Source organism: Vibrio barjaei (assembly GCF_001639065.2).
In the GTDB taxonomy this organism is placed as follows: domain Bacteria; phylum Pseudomonadota; class Gammaproteobacteria; order Enterobacterales; family Vibrionaceae; genus Vibrio; species Vibrio barjaei.
The window spans coordinates 72,590-94,206 of sequence record NZ_LQXO02000003.1 but is presented as its reverse complement, the minus strand read 5'-3'; the positions used below and the strand labels follow the sequence as shown (position 1 = coordinate 94,206).

Annotated in this window: 21 protein-coding genes; 10 read left to right on the top strand and 11 right to left on the bottom strand. The window is 45.0% G+C overall.

What is annotated here, in order from left to right:
* Positions 1 to 61: 61 nt before the first annotated feature.
* From pcnB to panC, 4 genes are read left to right on the top strand one after another with little or no spacing between them, the layout of a single operon-like run.
* Positions 62 to 1,411, top strand: coding sequence for a polynucleotide adenylyltransferase PcnB (gene pcnB, locus AWH66_RS00485; RefSeq protein ID WP_063606604.1), 1,350 nt, complete (start codon positions 62 to 64; stop codon positions 1,409 to 1,411).
* The gene (gene folK / locus AWH66_RS00480; RefSeq protein ID WP_063606605.1) at positions 1,411 to 1,896 is read left to right on the top strand and encodes a 2-amino-4-hydroxy-6-hydroxymethyldihydropteridine diphosphokinase; all 486 of its coding nucleotides are present in this window, start codon (positions 1,411 to 1,413) and stop codon (positions 1,894 to 1,896) included. The genes pcnB and folK overlap by 1 nt, the downstream gene beginning before the upstream one ends.
* 24 nt (positions 1,897 to 1,920) lie before the next feature.
* Positions 1,921 to 2,715, top strand: a complete 795-nt coding sequence (gene panB, locus AWH66_RS00475; RefSeq protein WP_063606606.1) for a 3-methyl-2-oxobutanoate hydroxymethyltransferase — start codon at positions 1,921 to 1,923, stop codon at positions 2,713 to 2,715.
* A gap of 8 nt (positions 2,716 to 2,723) precedes the next feature.
* Positions 2,724 to 3,611, top strand: coding sequence for a pantoate--beta-alanine ligase (gene panC / locus AWH66_RS00470; protein WP_063606607.1), 888 nt, complete (start codon positions 2,724 to 2,726; stop codon positions 3,609 to 3,611).
* A gap of 90 nt (positions 3,612 to 3,701) precedes the next feature.
* Here the strand turns inward: panC and AWH66_RS00465 are convergent, their stop codons facing one another.
* Complete coding sequence (locus AWH66_RS00465; protein ID WP_063606608.1) at positions 3,702 to 4,958, bottom strand: methyl-accepting chemotaxis protein; 1,257 nt, start codon at positions 4,956 to 4,958, stop codon at positions 3,702 to 3,704.
* Between the two features lie 134 nt (positions 4,959 to 5,092).
* On the opposite strand from AWH66_RS00465, the gene AWH66_RS00460 reads away from it, so the two are divergent.
* Positions 5,093 to 5,860 (top strand): potassium channel family protein, encoded by a 768-nt coding sequence (locus AWH66_RS00460; protein ID WP_038224029.1) that lies wholly within the window; start codon positions 5,093 to 5,095, stop codon positions 5,858 to 5,860.
* A 46-nt stretch (positions 5,861 to 5,906) separates the two neighbouring features.
* Here AWH66_RS00460 and AWH66_RS00455 read toward each other — a convergent pair whose 3' ends face one another.
* Positions 5,907 to 7,424, bottom strand: a complete 1,518-nt coding sequence (locus tag AWH66_RS00455) for a CYTH and CHAD domain-containing protein (RefSeq protein ID WP_063606609.1) — start codon at positions 7,422 to 7,424, stop codon at positions 5,907 to 5,909.
* A 205-nt stretch (positions 7,425 to 7,629) separates the two neighbouring features.
* On the opposite strand from AWH66_RS00455, the gene AWH66_RS00450 reads away from it, so the two are divergent.
* The 3 genes from AWH66_RS00450 to AWH66_RS00440 all read left to right on the top strand — a co-directional run bounded on the left by AWH66_RS00450 (position 7,630) and on the right by AWH66_RS00440 (position 10,530).
* On the top strand, positions 7,630 to 8,310 hold the full coding sequence (locus AWH66_RS00450; RefSeq protein WP_063606610.1) for a TIGR00153 family protein: 681 nt from the start codon (positions 7,630 to 7,632) through the stop codon (positions 8,308 to 8,310).
* 124 nt (positions 8,311 to 8,434) lie between these two features.
* The gene (locus AWH66_RS00445; RefSeq protein ID WP_063606611.1) at positions 8,435 to 9,697 is read left to right on the top strand and encodes an inorganic phosphate transporter; all 1,263 of its coding nucleotides are present in this window, start codon (positions 8,435 to 8,437) and stop codon (positions 9,695 to 9,697) included.
* A 221-nt stretch (positions 9,698 to 9,918) separates the two neighbouring features.
* On the top strand, positions 9,919 to 10,530 hold the full coding sequence (locus tag AWH66_RS00440) for a TIGR04211 family SH3 domain-containing protein (RefSeq protein WP_063606612.1): 612 nt from the start codon (positions 9,919 to 9,921) through the stop codon (positions 10,528 to 10,530).
* Between the two features lie 77 nt (positions 10,531 to 10,607).
* Here AWH66_RS00440 and rpoS read toward each other — a convergent pair whose 3' ends face one another.
* The 9 genes from rpoS to AWH66_RS00395 all read right to left on the bottom strand — a co-directional run bounded on the left by rpoS (position 10,608) and on the right by AWH66_RS00395 (position 17,279).
* Entirely contained in the window at positions 10,608 to 11,585 is a 978-nt protein-coding gene (rpoS, locus tag AWH66_RS00435; RefSeq protein WP_063606613.1) for an RNA polymerase sigma factor RpoS, read from the bottom strand.
* Between the two features lie 115 nt (positions 11,586 to 11,700).
* Positions 11,701 to 12,657 carry a murein hydrolase activator NlpD gene (gene nlpD / locus AWH66_RS00430; protein WP_063606614.1) on the bottom strand — a complete coding sequence of 319 codons (957 nt, stop codon included), beginning with the start codon at positions 12,655 to 12,657 and terminating at the stop codon, positions 11,701 to 11,703.
* Complete coding sequence (locus tag AWH66_RS00425) at positions 12,658 to 13,281, bottom strand: protein-L-isoaspartate(D-aspartate) O-methyltransferase (RefSeq protein ID WP_063606615.1); 624 nt, start codon at positions 13,279 to 13,281, stop codon at positions 12,658 to 12,660.
* 4 nt (positions 13,282 to 13,285) lie between these two features.
* Positions 13,286 to 14,050, bottom strand: coding sequence for a 5'/3'-nucleotidase SurE (gene surE / locus AWH66_RS00420; protein WP_063606616.1), 765 nt, complete (start codon positions 14,048 to 14,050; stop codon positions 13,286 to 13,288).
* A gap of 4 nt (positions 14,051 to 14,054) precedes the next feature.
* The gene (truD, locus tag AWH66_RS00415) at positions 14,055 to 15,032 is read right to left on the bottom strand and encodes a tRNA pseudouridine(13) synthase TruD (protein ID WP_063606617.1); all 978 of its coding nucleotides are present in this window, start codon (positions 15,030 to 15,032) and stop codon (positions 14,055 to 14,057) included.
* Positions 15,033 to 15,044: 12 nt separating this feature from the next.
* A complete protein-coding gene (gene ispF / locus AWH66_RS00410; RefSeq protein ID WP_006072635.1) occupies positions 15,045 to 15,524 on the bottom strand; it encodes a 2-C-methyl-D-erythritol 2,4-cyclodiphosphate synthase in 480 nt (159 codons plus the stop codon).
* Positions 15,521 to 16,231: a 2-C-methyl-D-erythritol 4-phosphate cytidylyltransferase gene (gene ispD, locus AWH66_RS00405; RefSeq protein ID WP_063606618.1), complete on the bottom strand. Its 711-nt coding sequence runs from the start codon at positions 16,229 to 16,231 to the stop codon at positions 15,521 to 15,523. Before ispD ends, ispF begins: the two co-directional genes overlap by 4 nt.
* Positions 16,228 to 16,509, bottom strand: coding sequence for a cell division protein FtsB (ftsB, locus tag AWH66_RS00400; protein ID WP_006072631.1), 282 nt, complete (start codon positions 16,507 to 16,509; stop codon positions 16,228 to 16,230). Before ftsB ends, ispD begins: the two co-directional genes overlap by 4 nt.
* Positions 16,510 to 16,625: 116 nt before the next feature.
* The gene (locus AWH66_RS00395; RefSeq protein ID WP_063606619.1) at positions 16,626 to 17,279 is read right to left on the bottom strand and encodes a PilZ domain-containing protein; all 654 of its coding nucleotides are present in this window, start codon (positions 17,277 to 17,279) and stop codon (positions 16,626 to 16,628) included.
* A gap of 220 nt (positions 17,280 to 17,499) precedes the next feature.
* Between AWH66_RS00395 and AWH66_RS00390 the strand changes: the two genes are divergently transcribed.
* Both AWH66_RS00390 and AWH66_RS00385 read left to right on the top strand, forming a co-directional pair.
* Positions 17,500 to 19,632, top strand: a complete 2,133-nt coding sequence (locus AWH66_RS00390; RefSeq protein WP_063606620.1) for a TonB-dependent siderophore receptor — start codon at positions 17,500 to 17,502, stop codon at positions 19,630 to 19,632.
* Between the two features lie 188 nt (positions 19,633 to 19,820).
* Complete coding sequence (locus AWH66_RS00385) at positions 19,821 to 21,590, top strand: lysophospholipid acyltransferase family protein (protein ID WP_063606621.1); 1,770 nt, start codon at positions 19,821 to 19,823, stop codon at positions 21,588 to 21,590.
* Positions 21,591 to 21,617: the final 27 nt, after the last annotated feature.

The window sequence follows — 21,617 nt, the reverse complement described above, 5'->3', positions numbered from 1 at the left end:
GTCAGGCACGAAATGTACGCCAAAACCGCGTCATTTCGCGAACCTAAATTGCGTTAATATTATGAATAAAAAAGAAAATTCTCAAAAAGTTCAACCGGTCTATCACGAGCTTTCATTGCAGGCTTATAGCCGAGACGAACACAACATCTCGCGCAAGCAGATCAGCGAAAATGCGTTAAAAGTCTTATATCGCCTTAATGGTGCAGGATATGACGCGTATCTCGTTGGCGGCGGCGTGCGCGATCTGCTGCTTGGAGAACAACCTAAAGATTTTGATATAGCCACTAACGCAACGCCAGAGCAGATCAAAAAACTATTTAGGAATTGTCGTCTCATTGGTCGACGTTTTCGCCTTGCACACATAATGTTTGGTCGCGATATTATTGAAGTCGCTACCTTCCGTGGACACCATCAAGAACAAGAGAAAAACGTCTCTCAACAGAGCAAAGAAGGCATGCTACTGCGCGACAATGTCTATGGTTCTATTGATGAAGATGCAGAACGTCGTGATTTCTCAATCAATGCGATGTATTACAACATCGGCGACTACTCCATTCACGACTATGCAGGTGGAATGGAAGATCTAGAAGACCGTTTAATTCGGCTTATCGGTGAACCTGAAGTTCGCTACCGTGAAGATCCTGTGCGTATGCTGCGCGCTATACGCTTTGCTGCCAAATTAGATTTTGACATTGAAGAAGACACAGCAGCGCCGATTGAAGAACTTGCACCACTATTGCGTGATATCCCATCTGCTCGCTTATATGAAGAGTCATTAAAGCTATTACAGTCTGGGTATGGACTAGAAACCTATCACCTATTAAGAGAATACAATTTATTCCAACAATTGTTCCCAATCATAGCGCCGCACTTTACGGAAGAGTATTCTTCTCGCACCGAACAAGTCTTAGACTTGGTGTTGGATGCTACCGATGAGCGCATCGAAGAAGGTAAACGCGTAAACCCTGCGTTTATGTTTGCCGCCATGCTTTGGTACCCAATGATGGAATACGCCACTCAGCTGATGTCAAAAGGCATGTCTGAGTATGACGCCATCATGGAAGCCAGCAATAGCATCCTCGATGAACAAGTCAAATCGACAGCGATCCCGCGCCGTCATACCGCAACGATTCGCGAGATATGGCAACTGCAATTGCGACTGCCTCGCCGTTCAGGCAAGCGAGCTTACCGACTGATGGAGCTTAACAAGTTCCGAGCGGGCTTTGATTTCCTCGAAATGCGTGGCGAAATTGAAGGCGGTGAAGTAGCTGCTCTGGCAAAATGGTGGGCGACGTTCCAATCAGCAGGCCGTAATATGCGTCAAGCCATGGTCAATGACCTTGGTGGCTCGAGCTCTCGTTCTGGTTCTCGTCGCAGAAGAACGCCGAAGAAATCTAAGAGCGCTGAGTAATGATTACTTGTTTTATAGCGATTGGCAGCAATCTTTCAGACCCCGTAGCTCAAGCTAACGATGCGATCGAAGCACTAAAGCACTTACCAAAGAGTAAGCTCACGCGTTGCTCCTCGCTTTATAGCAGCACGCCAATGGGTCCACAAAATCAGCCTGATTACGTTAATGCTGTCGCGCAAATTTCTACCGAATTAACGCCACTTGAGCTCCTCGATTGCACGCAAGCGATCGAGCTGGAACAAGGGCGTGTCCGTAAAGATGAGAGATGGGGCCCAAGAACTCTTGATCTCGATATTATTCTTTATGGCAATGAGGTGATCGATTCCGAGCGCCTAACCGTTCCTCATTATGGAATGAAAGAGAGAGAGTTTGTTCTCTATCCGCTCCTGGAAATCGCACCAAATTTACAACTCCCTGACGGGACTGAGCTCAAAACACTAGTGGACAATGTGTCACGTAATGGGCTCAGAGTTTGGCAATCGTAGCCAACCCCTAAGTAAGGATTAAAAATGAAAAAAATCACCATCAATGATCTTGTTAAATGGAAACAAGAAGGTCGTAAATTTGCAACGTCAACCGCGTATGATGCGAGCTTTGCAGGTTTATTCGAAAGCCAAGAAATGCCAGTTCTATTAGTGGGTGACTCACTAGGTATGGTGCTTCAAGGCCGTAACGACACACTTCCTGTAACAGTAGAAGACGTTGTTTATCATACTCGTAGTGTACGTGCTGGCAGCCCAAACTGTCTTCTTATGGCAGACATGCCTTTTATGAGCTATGCCACTCCAGAGCAAGCTTGTGAGAATGCAGCAAAGCTGATGCGTGCTGGCGCTAACATGGTTAAGATTGAAGGCAGTGATTGGCTCGTTGATACCGTAAGAATGCTGACTGAACGTGCTGTTCCAGTTTGTGCTCACCTAGGTTTAACGCCACAAAGCGTCAATATTTTTGGTGGTTATAAAGTTCAAGGTCGCGAGCAGAAGAATGCAGACAAAATGGTACGTGATGCACTGGCTCTTCAAGAAGCTGGCGCTCAAATCGTTCTATTGGAGTGCGTTCCTCAAGAGCTCGCAAGACGTATCACAGAAGCTCTCGATGTTCCTGTTATTGGTATCGGTGCAGGTAACACTACTGATGGACAAATCTTAGTGATGCATGACATGTTTGGTATTTCGGCGAACTACATGCCTAAGTTCTCGAAAAATTTCCTCGCAGAAACTGGTGATATGCGCAGTGCTGTCGCGAAGTACATCGCGGATGTGGAAAGCGGCGCTTTCCCTGATGACGCTCATACGATTGCCTAGGGGGAATCATGCAAACTTTAGCTGATATTGTTGAACTTAGAGAGCAAATTGCCCTACTTAAGCGTGAGCAGCGTCGAATTGCCTTTGTTCCTACTATGGGTAATTTGCACGAAGGCCACCTTACTTTAATGCGCAAAGCACGCGAACATGCTGATGTCGTCGTCGCGAGTATTTTTGTTAATCCGATGCAATTTGACCGTGCGGATGACTTAAACAACTATCCACGCACGCTTGACGAAGATATGGCGAAGCTGACGGCTGAAGGTGTCGACTTATTATTCACGCCAACACCAGAAGTTATGTACCCACAAGGCTTGGACAAACAGAGCTTTGTTGAGGTTCCTGGCATTTCTCACATACTTGAAGGTGTTTCACGTCCCGGGCACTTCAGAGGCGTATCAACCATCGTCACCAAGCTGTTCAATATCGTTCAGCCAGACGTAGCTTGCTTTGGTGAAAAAGATTACCAGCAATTGGCGCTTATCCGTCAAATGGTGAGCGATCTTGCTATGAACATCGAGATTGTCGGTGTCCCAACAGTGCGTGAAATGGATGGCTTGGCAATGAGCTCACGCAATGGTTATCTGACTATGGATGAACGTCAGCGTGCACCTGTGTTAGCAAAAACCATGCGTTGGATTAACAGTGCAATTCGCGGTGGTCGTGATGATTACGCTTCCATAGTTGAAGACGCAAGTGATCAATTGCGTGCAGCTGGTCTTCAGCCGGACGAAATTTTCATTCGTGACGCACACAGCTTGCAACCGATTAGCAATGATTCAACGCACGCGGTTATTTTGATGTCGGCTTTCTTAGGAAAAGCGCGTCTAATTGACAACCAAGTCTTAGAATTACAGCAGCAACAAGCGGAAACCGAATCAGCAGAAGAGAGCTAGCACTGTAGTTTTTGTTGCTACAGAGCACACATTCGTTGGATACAAAAAGGGGTCACTATTATCAGTGACCCCTTTTCTATTATTTGCGCATTAAACTCTAAACGATTGAATCTTACCATCAAGTTCCGTTGCGTTACTTTGCATCATTTCCGACGTTTCCAGCAGCTCAGTAACCACCACAACCGATGCTTCAACCAACTCTCTAACATTGGTCAGGTTTTGATTCATCTCTTCCGCCACACTACTTTGCTGACCCGCTGCTGTGGCAATTTGGAAGTTCATATCGTTAATCTGATTGACTTGATTCACAATGCCATCAAGCTCTACACCGGCATTGGTGACGAGTTCTACACCGTCAGCCGCTTCAACCACGCTCTTTTCCATCAACTCAACTGCTGAATTGGCGCTAGATTGCAGTTGAGAAATCATCTCTTGGATTTCTACCGTCGCCTGCTGTGTGCGTTGAGCAAGATTGCGCACTTCATCCGCTACAACAGCAAAGCCTCGACCCGCCTCACCTGCACGAGCAGCCTCAATAGCTGCATTAAGCGCTAGAAGGTTAGTCTGCTCTGAAATACCTTGAATGGTGCCCACAACACTGCCAATTGACTCAACACGTTCTTCAACTTGGTTTACCGCTTGTGCAGAGGCCGCGATATCATCCGACAACTCACTCATTTTAGTCACCGTGCCTTGAACAAAACGTTGACCTGTCGATGCCTGTCCTGAAGCTTGTTCTGTTAACTGAGACGCGTTCTGCGCGTGATCCGCAACAGTCTGAACCGTAGAACTCATCTCACTCATTGCCGTGGCAAGCTGGTCGATTTCGTTAAACTCTTCTTGAGAAGACTCTTTGGTCTCAGACATGCTTAACGTCATCACTTCCGTGAGTGTCGCAAGCTCTTGAGAAGTAACCACTTGAGTCTTGATGATATCTTGCAGCTGAACACGAGTGCGTTCTAGCTCTCTAGCAACGTCACCGTACTCATCTTTACAATCCATGTTGACCGGTACAGTCAGGTCTTTGTCCGCCATGCGTTTGATAGCATCGCTAAGATATGTGGTTTGTTTTAACATCGTTTTAGCGGCGAATAACAAGAGCGCGACAAAGAGCACAATCATCAATGCAGTTTGCCATACCACTTGAACTAAGTAGGCTTCATAATGCTGTTGCGCGACCTCTGCACTTTGCGTCGCAGCAAGCAATGAATCATAAAATGTACTGGCATCCCATAATTGCTTGCTAACCAACAGAACCGTACTAAATATCATCAACATCAACATCTTAGGAACTAAGCGCACGTCCGTTATTACACGCTCCCAAGGTTTAAATGCCAGTGTGGTCATTATCCGTTCTCCATTATTTATTATATAGTTAGGGTGTCTTTACCTAACTTTGATGCCAACGTCATTTACTTGTACGTTACCTTCGCTAAAGGAAATGGCACGCATGAGCCCAAGTTATTTATTTCGAGCCTCGTATGAAAGCAAATGATACCAAAACTGAAACTAAGCCTCTGAGTTTATTGTCACTTTTTCTGTCGTTTATGGCGCTATTTGTGATCTCAGCCTTGTTGTTTGCGCCTATCAATAGCGATGAGCGTACCGTCCTTATCGGCCTAGACTTTATAATCTGTAGTTTATTTCTGCTGCAGCTTTTCATAGATCTGATCCGCTCCACAGATCGTCTGCAATTTATGAAAACCCATTGGATCGATTTTGTCGCTAGTGTGCCTATGATCGAACCACTACGTTTTGCCAGAGTGTTTCATATCTTTCGAGTTATCTTGGTTATTCGTTCTGGTGAGGCCCTATTAAGGCAACTGGCTCGGAATAAGCACGAAACCACCATTGCTTCTATTTTATTACTACTGATCTTGCTGATCACCGCAGGCGCAGGGTTGATGCTTTGGGCAGAAGGAGATGATCCCGAAGCCAATATTCAGCATATCGGCGATGCCGTTTGGTGGGCTTTCGTTACCGTTTCAACGGTGGGTTATGGTGATCATTACCCTGTTACGGGTTTGGGGAAAGCGTTAGCTGGAGTGATTATCATCTGTGGTGTTGGTTTGTTTGGTATGACATCAGGTTTGATTACCTCGCTGCTTTCTTCGCCAAGTTCAATGGATGAAAGGCGTTCTAAACATAAGGAAGTAATGCTACAAAAGGTGTTAAACCAACAAGAAATCATCTTACACAAGCTAGAGAAAATCGAAAAGAAAATGGACTCACTGGACTCCAATAAATAACAAAAAAGAGGCACCACGCCTCTTTTTTGTAGCAGTTAATTAGCCACTAATCTTGCCAGTAAGGCTGGGCTTCAATACTGATTTGTCGCGTTTGCTCCATTGCATGTAATATGGAACTCTCTTGGCGCTTCAACCAACGCTCTAGTTGCTGTTGCTCTTCGCCTTCTAATTTTGTGACTAAGCGCTCCAAAGGCTCCAACATCAATAAGTCATCGATTCCCTGAAGTAAATCTGCCCAAGGAAGCCGGAAACTATTACGTTCATCCGCATTATAAAGGCTAGCAAAGCCAACACCGGTATAGAGATTCCTCATCAATCGGTATTGTTGGTCAATGTAATCCTGTCGAGTGAGCAGTTTCTCTGGTGGGAAAGCCTCAATCAACTCAGCCCAAGTGCGCGCAAGCTGTTTGATGGAAAACGGCTTAATATTTTGCGCCATTTTATCGCGAGCCTTATCATCAAGAAACGGCTGCCAGCCTCGCGATAAAATCCAACGACTTAAGTCTAGTAATAAACCTGCATAGCGTGCCGAGTGAATCAATTTCAACATGTCTTCACGATCAGGTAGCTCTTGCTCCATCTCTTTCAGCTCAGCAACCAAATACTTTCTTGCATCCAGCTTTCTTAAAACATGCCCTTTATCTTCAAGTAACGTTTCGAAGTGGTCATAACTCTTGAGCCAGCTTAGCTCCTCTTCTAACCACTTCAATTCCTGTCGTACAATTGCACTGGCACGGCGAGGAACAATGCCGCCGTAAACAGTAAGAATCTGGCGAATAAAGCTTAGTGCATGACTAATTTCATGCAGCGCTTCTATGGACTCATGCTCAACGTAAATTTGCTCATGATAATGCCAGTGAGCCAGAGCATGTTCGAGGGACTGGATAAAGCAGGTTTCTACACTATCGCTTTCTACGGTGTCGACTAAATCCATTGTCTTGACTGGGTCACCTTCGTAATCCATCGCCAAGCGATAACCTCTCGCCGCTTTGCTTAAGTTACCTAAACGAATTCCACCGTCTTCACTAAATGAGCGAGCCAATGTGAATAGTGCATCGGTCTGACCTGATTTTAACTCTAGTTCAACTTCGCAAATGGGATAAGTTTTATCACCCGAAGAGACCACTCCCTGATCGAAGGCCACTTCCACTTGGCTACCATCAGCCATACCTATCAACCACTGTTCGCGCGTAAAGTCTGTCGCAAAAATAGGAGTCAGTTCTGCTTGCAATACGTCGATATCTTTTCCCTGAGGATAGATATCTACTGGATGAAGTGTGAGCAATGGAGAGTTGGAAGTGTGTTCTGCATTAAATTCTGGACGTTGATGCAAGCCAGCAACCACGCGCCCAGATGTTTTTACAGTTTGAACAAAAACATCATCAAAACGGCGAATTCTTAAGCCAATATCATGTTGGCGTAACCAGTTATCAGGAGTATCGAAGTAAGTGTTTCCTAACTCACGACAACTGTGCTGAAGTACTTTTGTTTCAGAAATTTTGTTACGTAAAGTTTCTGAAAATTCAGGAGAAACAAAAAACTTCAGTTCTATCTCGGTTTCCATAGTTTTACCTTTCGGGGACACTCACAACAGGATATGAGCAATCGATGCGTTCAGCAAGTGACAAATATCACCCAAATGATGATCTAAAACAGTTTAAATCAGACTTTTAATGGGTTACCATGCGCGCCTTTATAGCCATCGCTCAACATTTCACCATGAATTGGTGTATGTTTATTTCAGGTTATATTAATTAGGTTGAATGACCATGCCAGTAAATACAATTATGGGGTTATTTGCAAAGTCCCCTATTAAGCCTTTGCAGCGCCACGTTGTGTGCGTAACAGAATGTTGTTCTCATCTTATCAACTTCTTTGAGACTAGTTCTCAAGGTGATTGGGAGAAAGCAGCAGAGATCCGTGCGCAGATTTCTCACCTAGAGAAAGAGGCGGACGTACTTAAGCGTGAAATACGCCTAAAACTACCACGCGGTTTATTCATGCCTGTGGATCGTAGCGACATGCTTGAGCTACTCACACAGCAAGATAAGTTAGCGAACCTGTCAAAAGACATTGCCGGTCGTGTATATGGTCGACAACTCGTCATTCCAGCTCCACTGCAAGAAAACTTCATCGCTTATGTGAAGCGTTGTCTTGATGCAGCAAACCAAGCTCAAAAAGTAATTAACGAGCTTGATGAACTGCTAGAGACAGGTTTTAAAGGCCGCGAAGTTACGCTTGTAGCAGAAATGATTCATCAGCTAGATATCATCGAAGATGATACTGATGCAATGCAGATCCAACTTCGTCAGCAATTGATGGCGATTGAGCACGACATGAATCCAATTGATGTCATGTTCCTCTACAAGATTTTTGAATGGGTCGGCGGTATTGCAGATCAAGCACAGCGTGTAGGCGCTCGTCTTGAAGTCATGCTGTCTAGGTCTTAATCGAACGTTAACTAAGTAACAAAGAGCAAGGATGAATTAGGCGTTGAGCACAGACAATGCTTAAGAGTTTGCCCTGCGCCTAAAGAATTGCTCCGCTTGTTATGAAACAAAACTAGGTATTACAATGGATATTCTTGCAAACTACGGCACTATCCTAATTATTGTTGCAGCAGTATTCGGTTTCCTTATGGCAATCGGTATTGGTGCAAATGATGTTGCCAATGCAATGGGTACTTCTGTTGGCTCTAAAGCTCTAACAGTTAAGCAAGCGATCATCATCGCGATGATCTTTGAATTTGCTGGCGCATACCTTGCCGGCGGTGAAGTGACTGACACGATTCGCAAAGGTGTCATTGAAACGTCACTGTTCGCCCATCAGCCTGACATTCTTGTCTACGGTATGATGTCCTCTCTACTTGCCGCTGGCACATGGCTGCTTCTAGCTTCTTACATGGGCTGGCCAGTATCAACGACACACTCAATCATCGGTGCCATCATTGGTTTCGCATGTGTGTCAGTCGGTACAGAAGCGGTAGACTGGGGCTCAGTGAAAGGCATCGTAGGTAGCTGGGTTATTACCCCTGTTATTTCTGGCTTTTTTGCTTACGTAATATTTATCAGTGCACAACGACTGATATTTGATACTGAAAAACCATTATTTAACGCAAAACGCTTTGTGCCAGTCTACATGTTCATTACCACCATGGTTATTGCACTGGTAACGATTAAAAAAGGTCTTAAGCACGTAGGTCTACACCTAGAGGGTATGGAAGCGTGGTTCTGGGCAGCAGGCGTTTCAGCACTCGTGATGGTCGGTGGTTACATCTATATCCAACGTAAATTTGCTAATCGTGAAGAAGACCATGGCTTTAGCGGCGTTGAAGGTATCTTCAGTGTTCTAATGGTTATCACGGCTTGTGCAATGGCATTTGCACACGGTTCAAACGACGTAGCTAACGCGATTGGGCCACTATCTGCGGTAGTGTCTACCGTTGAGCACATGGGCGAAATCACTACGAAAAGCTCTATTGCCTGGTGGATTCTTCCTCTTGGTGGTATTGGTATCGTTGTTGGTCTTGCAACAATGGGCCACAAAGTAATGGCAACTGTTGGTACTGGTATTACCGAACTAACACCAAGCCGTGGCTTTGCTGCACAGCTAGCAACAGCATGCACGGTTGTTTTAGCTTCAGGTACAGGTCTGCCTATTTCGACCACACAAACACTTGTAGGTGCGGTTCTGGGTGTTGGCTTTGCTCGTGGTATTGCTGCGCTAAACTTGGGCGTTGTACGTAACATCGTTGCCTCTTGGATTGTGACCTTACCAGCAGGCGCGCTATTAGCTGTGGTATTCTTCTACGCAATGCAGGCTATCTTTGGTGCATAAGCACGATGTGCAATAAAGTCAGAGAGATGTGAAGCTCACGTCATATTTGACTCAAATTCAAATAAAGGGAGGCTTTGCCTCCCTTCTTAGTTGCACCCCGTTAAGAAACTTCATACTATTTGCCCATTCTTAAAAATTTACAAATTGAGAGTACGTCCCCGCAACCAAAGCGAACGATACTTTCTTGTTCATTCCCCATTGAAACACTTAAGGGACTTACTGTGAAAAAACTGATCTGCATGATCATGGTGTCATTACTGGCAGCCCCCGCTGCATTGGCTCAGGATCGCTATATTGCTGACAAGCTATTTACTTACCTGCATTCTGGCCCTAGTAGCCAATATCGAATCATTGGCAGCATCAATGCTGGTGACAAAGTTCGACTACTCTCTACTAACAGAGAGAATGGTTACTCTCAAGTTCAAGATAGCCGTGGCCGTAAAGGCTGGGTTGAAACCAAGTACGTGACCACTCAAGAGAGTATGGCAGTGCGTCTTCCGCGCCTTGAGAAAGAACTGACTGAAGCTAAATCACTGCTGGCTAACGCCCGAGAAACAGCGAACAGCGAAAAAGATGGTCTAGTGAGCTCTCTAGAGGCACGTAACAAGCAAATTGCTGAACTTGAACAAAACTACTCAGATATCAGCTCGCAGCTAACCTCATCACAAACAGAAATCCGTGAGCTACGCGCAAAACTGGATACACAGAAAGAAGATCTACTGCTGCGCTACTTTATGTATGGCGGTGGTGTTGCTGGAGCTGGTCTGTTGTTTGGCTTGATTCTTCCACACATCATTCCTCGTCGTAAGAAGAGTCCAAACGGCTGGGCATAAGACAAGAGCAGTTATTACGCACAGACAAAAATACCGCCTGATTAGGCGGTATTTTTTTTGTTCATGAGACGAAGAGTTTAATCGTCATCGAAGTTGAACAGTGACTCCATATTCAACCCTTGTTTGATCAGGATATCTCGAAGTCGACGTAGGCCCTCTACTTGAATCTGTCTCACGCGTTCACGAGTAAGGTTAATCTCACGTCCTACCTCTTCCAGCGTTGACGGCTCATAACCTAGCAGACCAAAACGTCGAGCTAATACTTCTTTCTGCTTAGGGTTTAACTCATCAAGCCAGTGAATCAGCGAGGACTTGATATCATCATCTTGAGTCGATACTTCAGGGTCTGAATGCGTTGAGTCAGGAATAATATCCAGTAGTGCTTTTTCACCATCACCACCAATCGGTGTATCTACCGAGCTAATACGTTCATTTAGACGCAGCATCTTGGACACATCACTGACTGGCTTATCAAGCTTCTGTGCAATCTCTTCTGCTGTTGGCTCATGGTCTAGCTTCTGTGATAACTCACGAGCAGTACGCAAATAGATGTTGAGTTCTTTCACTACATGAATCGGAAGACGAATGGTGCGAGTCTGGTTCATTAACGCACGTTCAATCGTTTGTCGAATCCACCATGTGGCGTAAGTAGAAAAACGGAAGCCTCTTTCAGGGTCAAACTTTTCTACTGCTCGAATCAAACCAAGGTTTCCTTCCTCAATAAGATCAAGCAGCGCCAGTCCACGATTGCTGTAACGTCGAGAGATCTTCACCACCAGACGTAGGTTACTTTCGATCATACGTTTGCGAGCAGCTTCATCACCCTTTAGGGCACGCCGTGCATACAGGACCTCTTCTTCCGCGGTAAGTAATGGAGAGAATCCAATTTCACCTAAGTAAAGCTGAGTCGCATCCAGGCTTTTCGCCGATGCGTCATACATATCTTTATCGTCAGAAATGGATTCATCGTTGGTAAGTGCGTTTTCGACAACCTCCGTTGATTCCGTTTCAACGTCGAAGTTTTCATTTTTGGTTACTGCATTGCTGATACTCATAGCGCCTCCCCCTGGCGAGTTAGCAAAACATGACTACAAACTATGTCGCTAACCTTCTCTGATAACGTCAATCAAATTGCAAGTAGCTTTCGTATTGTAAATACGTATACGGTAATTACGGTAAGTAACGCTTAGGATTTACCGATTTACCTTGGTAACGAATTTCAAAGTGCAGTCTTACACTATTGGTTCCGGAGCTTCCCATTGTTGCGATTTTTTGTCCGGCTTTTACACTTTGCCCTTCTGATACCAATAACCGATCGTTATGTGCGTAGGCACTGAGGTAGCTATCGTTATGCTTAACAATAACCAAATTTCCATAACCTCTGAGTGCATTACCCGAATAAACTACGGTTCCTTTTGCAGTGGCGACAATTGCTTGGCCTCTTTGACCTGCAATGTCTATACCTTTATTCCCTTGGTCCCCTGCAGAAAAGTTCTTTATTACACGCCCCTTGGTTGGCCATTGCCAGCTCGTTACTTTGCCGCTAGAGCTAGGTGGTGGCTTCGGCTTAGTTTGAGCAGTGCTCTGTTTTGCCGTATTGGGTTTTGTGTTATTAACATTTTGTTTACCTTTAGAATCACCATACTCCTTTGTTTTTGATTGATCAACCTTCTTAGTGGCTGTTTTTTGACTATTTTGCGTTGATGAACTACCCGTCTTCGCTTTGGAGGATTGCGAGCTAGAAGACTTAGCTTTAGCGGTGGTAGAACTCGCGGCAGCCGTTGCTGTAGAAGCCGCAACCACTTCCCCAGCACCAGAACCAGCGTACGCAGGAGGAGTATAAACAGGTCGCCACAAATTAAGGCGCTGACCAGGGTGTATGGTGTAAGGAGAACGAAGATTATTAAGTCGAATCAATTCCTTAACGTCTTTATCCGTTTTGTAGGCGATGAAATAGAGGGTGTCACCCTTTTGCACTTCGTAATAACTACCGCGATAGCTACCTCGAGAGACATTATCGTATCTGCCTCCCAAATCTGAGACAGGTGCAGGCGAGCGCCCAGCACACCCAACAAGTGCACTGGACAACATAATTACGGAACCCACGGCCTTCAAACGGCTTTGCATTTACGCTAATTCACCTGCAATCAAAGGAACAAACCTTACTAATTCAATAACTTCGGTATTAAAACTATCACCTTTTCGAGTAATTTTTAATAGTTGTTGTTCATCATCACCAACAGGAATTACAAGTCGCCCACCTTCTGTGAGCTGAGACAGTAACGCGTCAGGGACTGTCGCCGCTGCCGCTGTCACAATAATCGCATCAAAAGGACCTTTTGCTTTCCACCCTTGCCAACCATCACCATGTTTAGTCGATACATTGTAAATATCGAGTCTCTTAAGGCGACGTTTAGCATCCCATTGAAGAGATTTGATTCTTTCTACCGAGAAGACGTGCTCAACTAATTGAGCTAAAACTGCAGTTTGGTAGCCAGAACCCGTCCCTATCTCGAGTACTTTAGTTTTTCTTGATAGATCTAAAAGCTCAGTCATTTTGGCGACAATATAAGGCTGAGATATCGTTTGACCAGCGCCAATAGGCAACGCATTGTTATCGTACGCTTGATGTATCATCGCTTGAGACACGAACTGTTCTCTGGGCACAGATTGAATCGCCTCCAATACTGCACCATTGGTAATGCCGTGCCCTTTGATAAACTCAACGAGTCGTTCCGCTTGCGGATTCATTACCTTAATCTCTCCCTGCTATCCAACGTTCCATTGCACCAATTGATTCATGCGCGGTCAAATCTACCTGAAGTGGAGTAATGGAAATATGGCCATGCTCTATTGCATAGAAATCCGTTCCTATACCTGCATCTTGCTCTTTCCCCGGAGGACCTAGCCAATAGATATCGTGACCACGTGGGTCCTTCTGTTTAATCATACTCTCAGCATGATGGCGCGCGCCTAATCGAGTCACCTCAACCTGACCCAATTGCGCTAATGGAAAATCTGGAATATTGATATTCAATAAACGATTGGTTGGGACTCTTTGCTTAAGATGTCGCTCCACAAACTGACGAGCGATAATCGCTGCAGCTGTAAAGTTTTGTTTGCCTACCAAGCTAAATGCAATGGATTGAACCCCAAGAAAATGCCCTTCCATAGCAGCAGCAACCGTTCCGGAATACAGAACATCGTCCCCAAGGTTTGCGCCATGATTGATGCCAGACAGCACAAGATCAGGCAGGTCATCTTTCATCAACTCATTGAGTGCAAAATGCACACAATCCGTCGGTGTGCCTTGCACAGAGTAGACGCTAGGTTCAATTTGATTAACGCGCAGAGGCTGTTCTAGCGTCAATGAGTTGGAAGCACCAGATCGATTTCGATCTGGTGCGACAATGGTTACTTGCGCAATATCACTAAGTTCTTTCGCTAGTGCTCTAATGCCTTCGGCATGCACCCCATCATCATTGCTGATTAAAATGCTAAGTTTTTTACTCATATCCATGTGTTTAGAATTGTCGTTCCACTTCTTCTATTTGAGCCAGCTCTCGTAAGATTGATGTTGCAAAGCTACCTGAGTCTAAGAAGAAAGAAAGCGTCACGGCATCGTCTTCAAGTTGGCTTTTTAATGATTCAGGCTTCAGCAAGATCGCTCGGCGATCGTGTCGCATACGATTACCACGAATCAACAACATGAGATCAGGCTCTTGCTCTGTCACGCTTTGCTCAAGTATTAAAGCATCTTGCTCTGTCGGTAGTGTGTTATCACCAGCAAGTGCAGCAGTAATCACACCGTTACCTTCCAGAATATCACCCGCGATTGCACTGTCGAAACACTGAGCTTCAATACGCTTAGAGACAATCTCGTTGAAAATCCAAGAGCGAGCCGCCGACAAATATAGGCTGCGCTTATTCTGGTTACGAGTTCGCACGTTTTCACGTCCCCAACGTCTTGCTTCGGTGACGTTTCCGCCATCTCTACCAAATCGTTGCTGACCAAAATAATTAGGAACACCGCCCGCTTCGACTTGCTGTAATCTCGCGCTCAATTCCGTTATATCAGAAACATCCGTAAGACGAATATCAAACTCGTTACCCGCTAGATCACCAGGTCTTAACTTCTTGTTATGCCAGTCAGTTGCTACTATCTCAATACTAGGATATTGCTTATGAAAGTCGGCAAAGTCAGGAACATTCTTTTTCGGCAGATGCACACTCAACCACTGTTCTGTCACGGCATGTCTGTCTTTAAGACCTGCCCAACCTATATCTTTGGACTTGACCCCGCAAAACCTCGCCAGTTCGTTGGCAACAAAGCTGGTATTCTCACCATTTTTGCGAATACGTAGCATCAAATGCTCGCCTTCTCCTGTGAACTCATAGCCAAGTACTTCGCGAACCACAAAATCTTCATTGGTCGCTTTAAATTTGGCTGTCGTGGTTGGCTTACCGTATAGGTAGGCTAAGTGTTGTAAAACATCAGTCATCGTCGCTGCCTATTAAGACGTAATTTTGCTAATCAATACCACTGCTTCAGTGGCAATTCCTTCTTTACGTCCTGTAAAGCCTAATCTTTCAGTTGTCGTTGCCTTCACATTGACGTTACCAATATCGGTATCTAAGTCTTGGGCAATGACTTGGCACATGCTGTCAATGTGAGGGGCCATTTTAGGTGCTTGCGCCATGATGGTAATATCCGCATTAACCAGCTCGTAGCCCTTAGCTTTCACTTTGCTGTACACATCACGAAGTAGAGCACGGCTGTCCGCTCCTTCCCACTCGGCATCAGTATCTGGGAAATGACGGCCAATATCTCCTGCGGCGATAGCCCCAAGCAAAGCATCACATAAAGCGTGAAGTGCAACATCACCATCAGAGTGCGCAATCAATCCTTGCTCGTAAGGAATAGCAACACCGCCAATGATTACAGGCCCTTCGCCACCAAACTTATGAACGTCAAAGCCATGGCCTATTCTCATTGTTGTACTTCCTCTTTCGTTAAATAAAATTCAGCCAGAGCTAAATCTTCTGGCCTAGTAATTTTGATGTTGTCTCCACGCCCTTCGACGAGCAATGGAGAAAGCCCAGTCCACTCAACAGCTGATGCTTCATCGGTAATCGAAACCCCTTCTTCTAACGCATTAGTCAGTGCGCTATGAAGCAGCTCTACTTTGAACATTTGCGGCGTCAGCGCATGCCACAGACCCGCTCGCTCTACAGTATGGTCAATACCATTAACGTCATCGGCTCGCTTCATGGTGTCTTTCACGGGCGAAGCTAAAATGCCCCCAACCGGGTGCACGGACACTTCATAAATCAGTTTGCTGATGTCTGCCAAGGTGATACAAGGGCGAGCGGCATCATGAACCAAACACCAAGCCTTAGGGATACGCTGCTTAACATAGTCGATGGCAGCGAGTACCGAGTCGGCACGCTCCTTACCACCAGCAACACGCACTACTGGCTTTTCCGATAAAAATGACAGTCCAGAATAATAAGGGTCATCTTCACTAACAGCGACAATAACGCTTTCGACACTTGGGTGTGACAGCAACTTATCAACCGTATGCTCTAAGATGGTTTTATCATTAATCTTAAGGTATTGCTTAGGGACGTCAGCTTGCATACGACTGCCCACGCCAGCAGCTGGCACAATAGCAATGATAGGATGGTGTTCAGGGATCATTGGTTGTCCTCACCTATGATGCGATAGAACGTCTCTCCGTCTTGAATCATTCCTAGTTCATGTCGTGCTCTTTCTTCAATGGCATCAAGCCCTTGTCGAAGATCATCAATCTCCGCAAACATCTCATTATTACGTGTCTGTAGGTTTTGATTCACTTGCTGTTGCACTTGGATTTCTGATTCAACTTGATTGAAGTCGACGATACCGTTTTTTCCAAACCAGAGAGTATATTGCAACCAAGAAAAAACAACTAACAACACTAGGGTAAAGATACGCATAAACTGGCACGTTCCATCGAAAAAATCTGCTCTTTATATAGCACAGTTTACACCTTGAAATAAGCGAAGAGAAAGCCTTGTTCGCGACTAAGGTGAAAAGTAAGTGCCTACTCGCCCTAATGACTGGCTTGAAGAGACCATTCGGCAAGTGTCATTTTTAGGTTATTTGACATCAACACTTGCTGGTTGAATTGAATTCCGATTAACGAACCCACCCCATGCTTTTTAATACTCGCAATTTCGAAGGTAATTCCTGCGGGTAAAAATCGATTCAACTCACAATCTATTTTTACTTCTAGCCCTTTGCAAAAATCATGTTCTGAAGCAATAAAAAGACCACAACCAGACAACGAGAAATCCACCATCGTTGCTTCGGTTTGCGCGTTACCAAGCGAAAGAGAGCAAGGAATTGCAAGCTTATAACGCGAATGCTCTCTAATGGGCTTAGAGACGAAGTTGTTGGGAGGTGAAAGATAAATCTGTTTACTCGGTACACTAGAATCGGCAATGTACTGGCAAGTAAACGCCACTACATGTCCGTACCCCGTATCCGTCAATCCCCTGACAATCACCTCTTTTTCTCTCAAGGCACAAATCGTCTCTTGCTCCAATTCTTGCGCATCCACAACCAGATAGTCATCAAATTTAAAGCCGATTAAAGATGCAGGTAGCCCTTTGAGCGGTTCTTCACCTGTAACAGAAAGACTGAGTTTCATTCCTGTTTTAAGGTAACGATAACATTCATATTGTTTTTTTTGTCCCCATTCCACTGACGTTATCCTTTTGTTTATCAACAAATTAATTACACCTTATTTACCTGTTTGATGCAATCCATCAGCTTAAATTTCAAAAGATACAGATTGTTACACTTGGCAATATTGCAAATGATAATAAATAGCATTAGCATTCACCACGCTACTAATATGATGTCATATACCAATAATAAATTATTCAATTTGTCTCGATCTTTACGAGCAAGGAAAGCCCAGAATGAAATTCCAAGTGACCACACTTTGCAGTGCCGTGGTACTCGCACTTAACACCTCTCCAGCATTTGCCGAACAAAACAAGTCGAGTGTGGATGAAACACTCGTCGTACATGCGCAGAGCTTTGATGACTATAAAGTTGACAGTGCTTCAGGTGCTATGCGCACCGACGCCTCTATGTTAGAAACCCCGCAATCTGTAAACGTGATTCCTGAGATTGTCTTGGATGAACAACTAGCAACCACATTAGGAGAAGCGTTGCAAAACGATGCTAGTGTCAGCGCAGGCTCACAGAAGTGGAATAGAGAAACGTTCTACTTACGTGGATTTGAATTGTCATCAACCAATGGCTACTTGCGCAATGGTCACTCACTATTCACTCACTATATGTTGCCAATTGAAACCTTAGATCGCATTGAAGTCATAAAGGGTCCATCCAGCCTTTTATACGGTAACTCAGCGCCAGGTGGCATGATTAATATGGTGTCAAAAAAGCCGACCGCGATTCCAAAAGTCAACGTAGGTGCGGATTTTGACGATCTAGGTAGCACGCGCTATCACGTGGATGCATCAGGCAAATTGAATGAATCAGGGACACTTCGTGGTCGTACTGTCTTAGTAAAACAAGACAGTGTTGAAAGTAGAAAGTACGCAACGGGTGATAACCGAGAGCGCGATCGTTTTCTAGGTTATGGCGTCATTGAAGCCGATCTTTACGACTGGGGTCTACTCTCTTTCAACTACGAAAAGACTCAAGATAATGCACCGATCGACTCAGGCTCTTGGTTGGACCTAAATGGTAATCGAATTGGCGATAAAGAAACCATCAGAGACGCTCACTGGTCATTCATCAACAACGATGTAGAAAACTTTGGTGCTGATCTTAATCTGTATATCAATACACAATGGGAAGCCAAACTAAGCTACAACTTACAGGACATGAAGCGTCATCGCTATGATTCGATGCCGACACCAGACTCTAATACGCTCGTTGATGGCAGTTACACCATGAGCCCATTTGATCGTCATGATCATTGGAAAACTCAAGCTTTCCACGCAGATCTTCACGGTAACTTCACTGCTCTCAATGTTGATCACCAAGTCTTGCTCGGTACTAACGGCCAGTTCTATGACTATGCTCAGCAGCGAGTGAAAGGCAGCTCAATTAGCGTGCAACCTGGTGAGAACCCTACAAACCCGGGTCTAGACTACAACAATGCCTCCTCTACCTATGAGAGCAACAACCATTTTTACGGTTTTTATGCTCAAGACCTCATCACCTTCAATGACCAATGGCAAGCACTTGTAGGCGGTCGATATGACATGTACTTTGCCGATGGAAAAAACTCAAAAGACGAAATCATCAGTGGGGCTAATGACAGCCAATCATTTTCACCAAAAGCAGGTTTGATCTTCCATCCAAGTTATAACGGTAGCATTTATGCTAACTACTCGGAGAGCTTCAATCCAGTCTCAAACGTGGTTAACGATGACAACTCAGTGACAGAGCGCGAACCTGAGAAAAGTCGTCAATACGAGTTAGGCACAAAATGGGAGCTGATGGATAATCGCCTACTGCTTACTGGAGCCCTCTTCGACATTGAGAAGGAAAACATCAGTATCACAGAAAACGGTATCACTACACAAAATGGAACTCAGCGTCATAAAGGTGTGGAAGCTGGTGCACAAGGTCAAATCGCCGATAAATGGTTTGTGATGGCAACCGGTATGTACTTAAATGCAAACTTCGACAAACATGATAAATACCAAGATAAACGTCCAGCCAACGTTCCAGAGTGGAGTGGCTCTGCATGGACTCGCTATGCGATGACAGACTCGACGGCATTTAACCTTGGTATGTTCTATCAAGGTGAGCGCTGGGCTGATAATGCTAACACCGTCAAACTGGATGGTTACGTGCGATTTGATGCCGGAGCATCACACAAAATTAAGAGCGATTATGTCGTATGGGATTTCCGATTCAATATCGAAAACCTCTTTGATAAAGAGTATGTTGCTGGCACAGGTGGTGGTGGCGAATATATCACTAAATCAGGTAGCTCGACAGGCGTTATCAACGATGTTCATTTCGGAAATGAACGCCGCTTCAAACTGTCCGTGAACGCAACATTCTAAGCTAACTAAATCGAGCCCAGCGACCTCATCGCTGGGCTTTTTCTTCTCACGGTCTCATTTCCCTCTAATTCGATGTCACGATTTTGACATCAACACGTCATCCATCTTCCATCTGTTGTTCGCCATTTTGACATATCAACCTCATAGCATTTTAACCACATCAATTTGGCTTATGTTCAGAGGTTGTCATGGAAACTACCAGTCCTTTTCGTCTGCCGCGCAGGTCTCCACTAGGCCTAGCCGAAAACGTTACTGAGTGGGCTACTGGCCTGTCAGTTTTAGACCGATTATACGCTCAACGTCCAGCTAATTGTGATACCGAGTCTTTCTTACGTTTCACTTTGGATATCTTGGGTATCGATTATCGCATAGAAGCAGGCAGCAGTGAGACGATACCTAAAACTGGAGCAACCATCATCGTAGCGAATCATCCCCTAGGTTGTGTCGAAGGCGTTATCTTGGCCGAAGTGCTACTGCAGATTCGCAAGGACGTGAAGATTCTTGCCAATGAATTTCTTAAACTGGTCCCAGAGCTGGAGCCTTTATTTATCGGCGTCGATGTGTTCAACGGAACCAATGCACATCGATCAAACTCCAGAGCATTGCGACAAGCCAACCAACATTTAGAGCTTGGCGGCCTTCTGCTTGTGTTTCCTGCGGGCGAAGTGTCCCAACTGGTTGACAGAAAATCACTTCAACTGGAGGATAAGCAATGGAGCCGCTCCGTTAGTACCCTTATCAAAAGAAATCAGGCAACCACTGTACCAGTGCATATCGGCGGCGTTAACTCCAAACACTTCTACTTGGCAGGAAAGGTCCACCCGATGCTAAGAACGGCCATGTTAGGTCGCGAGCTTCTCAATAAAAAGAACACAGCCATCGGAATTTCAATTGGTAACAAAATCAAGTTCAAAGAAGTGAGTTCGCTAGACAGCCAGCAGCTTGTTAGTTATCTGCGCCTTAATACCTATTTGCTCAATCAGCAACATCCCGAAAGAAACCATAGCTCGCTTTCTCCTTATCAACGTGAGCAACCCATTGCATCAGAAACTCACCTCAGCGAACTGCTTGAGGACATCGAACTCCTTCCTCAAGAGCACTTACTTCTTACTAGCGGTGAGTTTGAGGTTTACTGTACCACCATGGACCACATTCCTTCGGTGATGCGAGAAATTGGACGAATGCGGGAAATTAACTTTCGACAAGTTGGAGAAGGAACGGGGCAATCTTTAGACATCGATCAGTTCGATCAGCTCTATCAACACTTATTTGTTTGGGACAAAGAAAACCAAAAATTGGTCGGCGCTTATCGTCTAGGACTCGTTGACGAGCTCATTAAGCAAGGGGATATACGCGCTTTATATTCTCGCACCCTGTTTAACTTCGAGCACTCTTTCTTAAATACAATGGGTAAATCCATTGAAATGGGACGCAGCGTTATCGCGGAAGAATACCAAAAGAGTATGAGCGCCCTACTGCTACTATGGAAAGGCATTGCGGAGTTTGTGCACCGACACCCTAGCTACACCCATCTATTTGGTCCGGTGAGTATTAGCAATAACTATAGCGACATCGCTCGCCAGCTCCTCACCGACACAATGACTTTGCATCACTACGATAATGACAGTGCGCGATATGTAAGCGCGTCTAATCCCCCTAAACAAAGTCGCCATAAACAATGGTGTCCTCAATCATTGAGCGCTCTGGCAGATGTTCAACTGTTATCGCGCGTTATCTCAAGATTGGACACTGGAAAAAGCGTACCAGTCTTGTTAAGGCAATACCTAAACTTAAACGGCAAGTTGGTCTGTTTTAACGTCGACCCCAATTTCAATGACGCATTGGATGGTTTGATCGTTGTCGATCTCACCTCGGTACCTCACAAATCCTTAGCTCGCTATATGGGCTCTGAACACGCTAAACAGTACCTCTTTAAGCACAATGCTTTGTCCATTTAGTGCTTTCGTTACCTTCTTCAAAGCAGC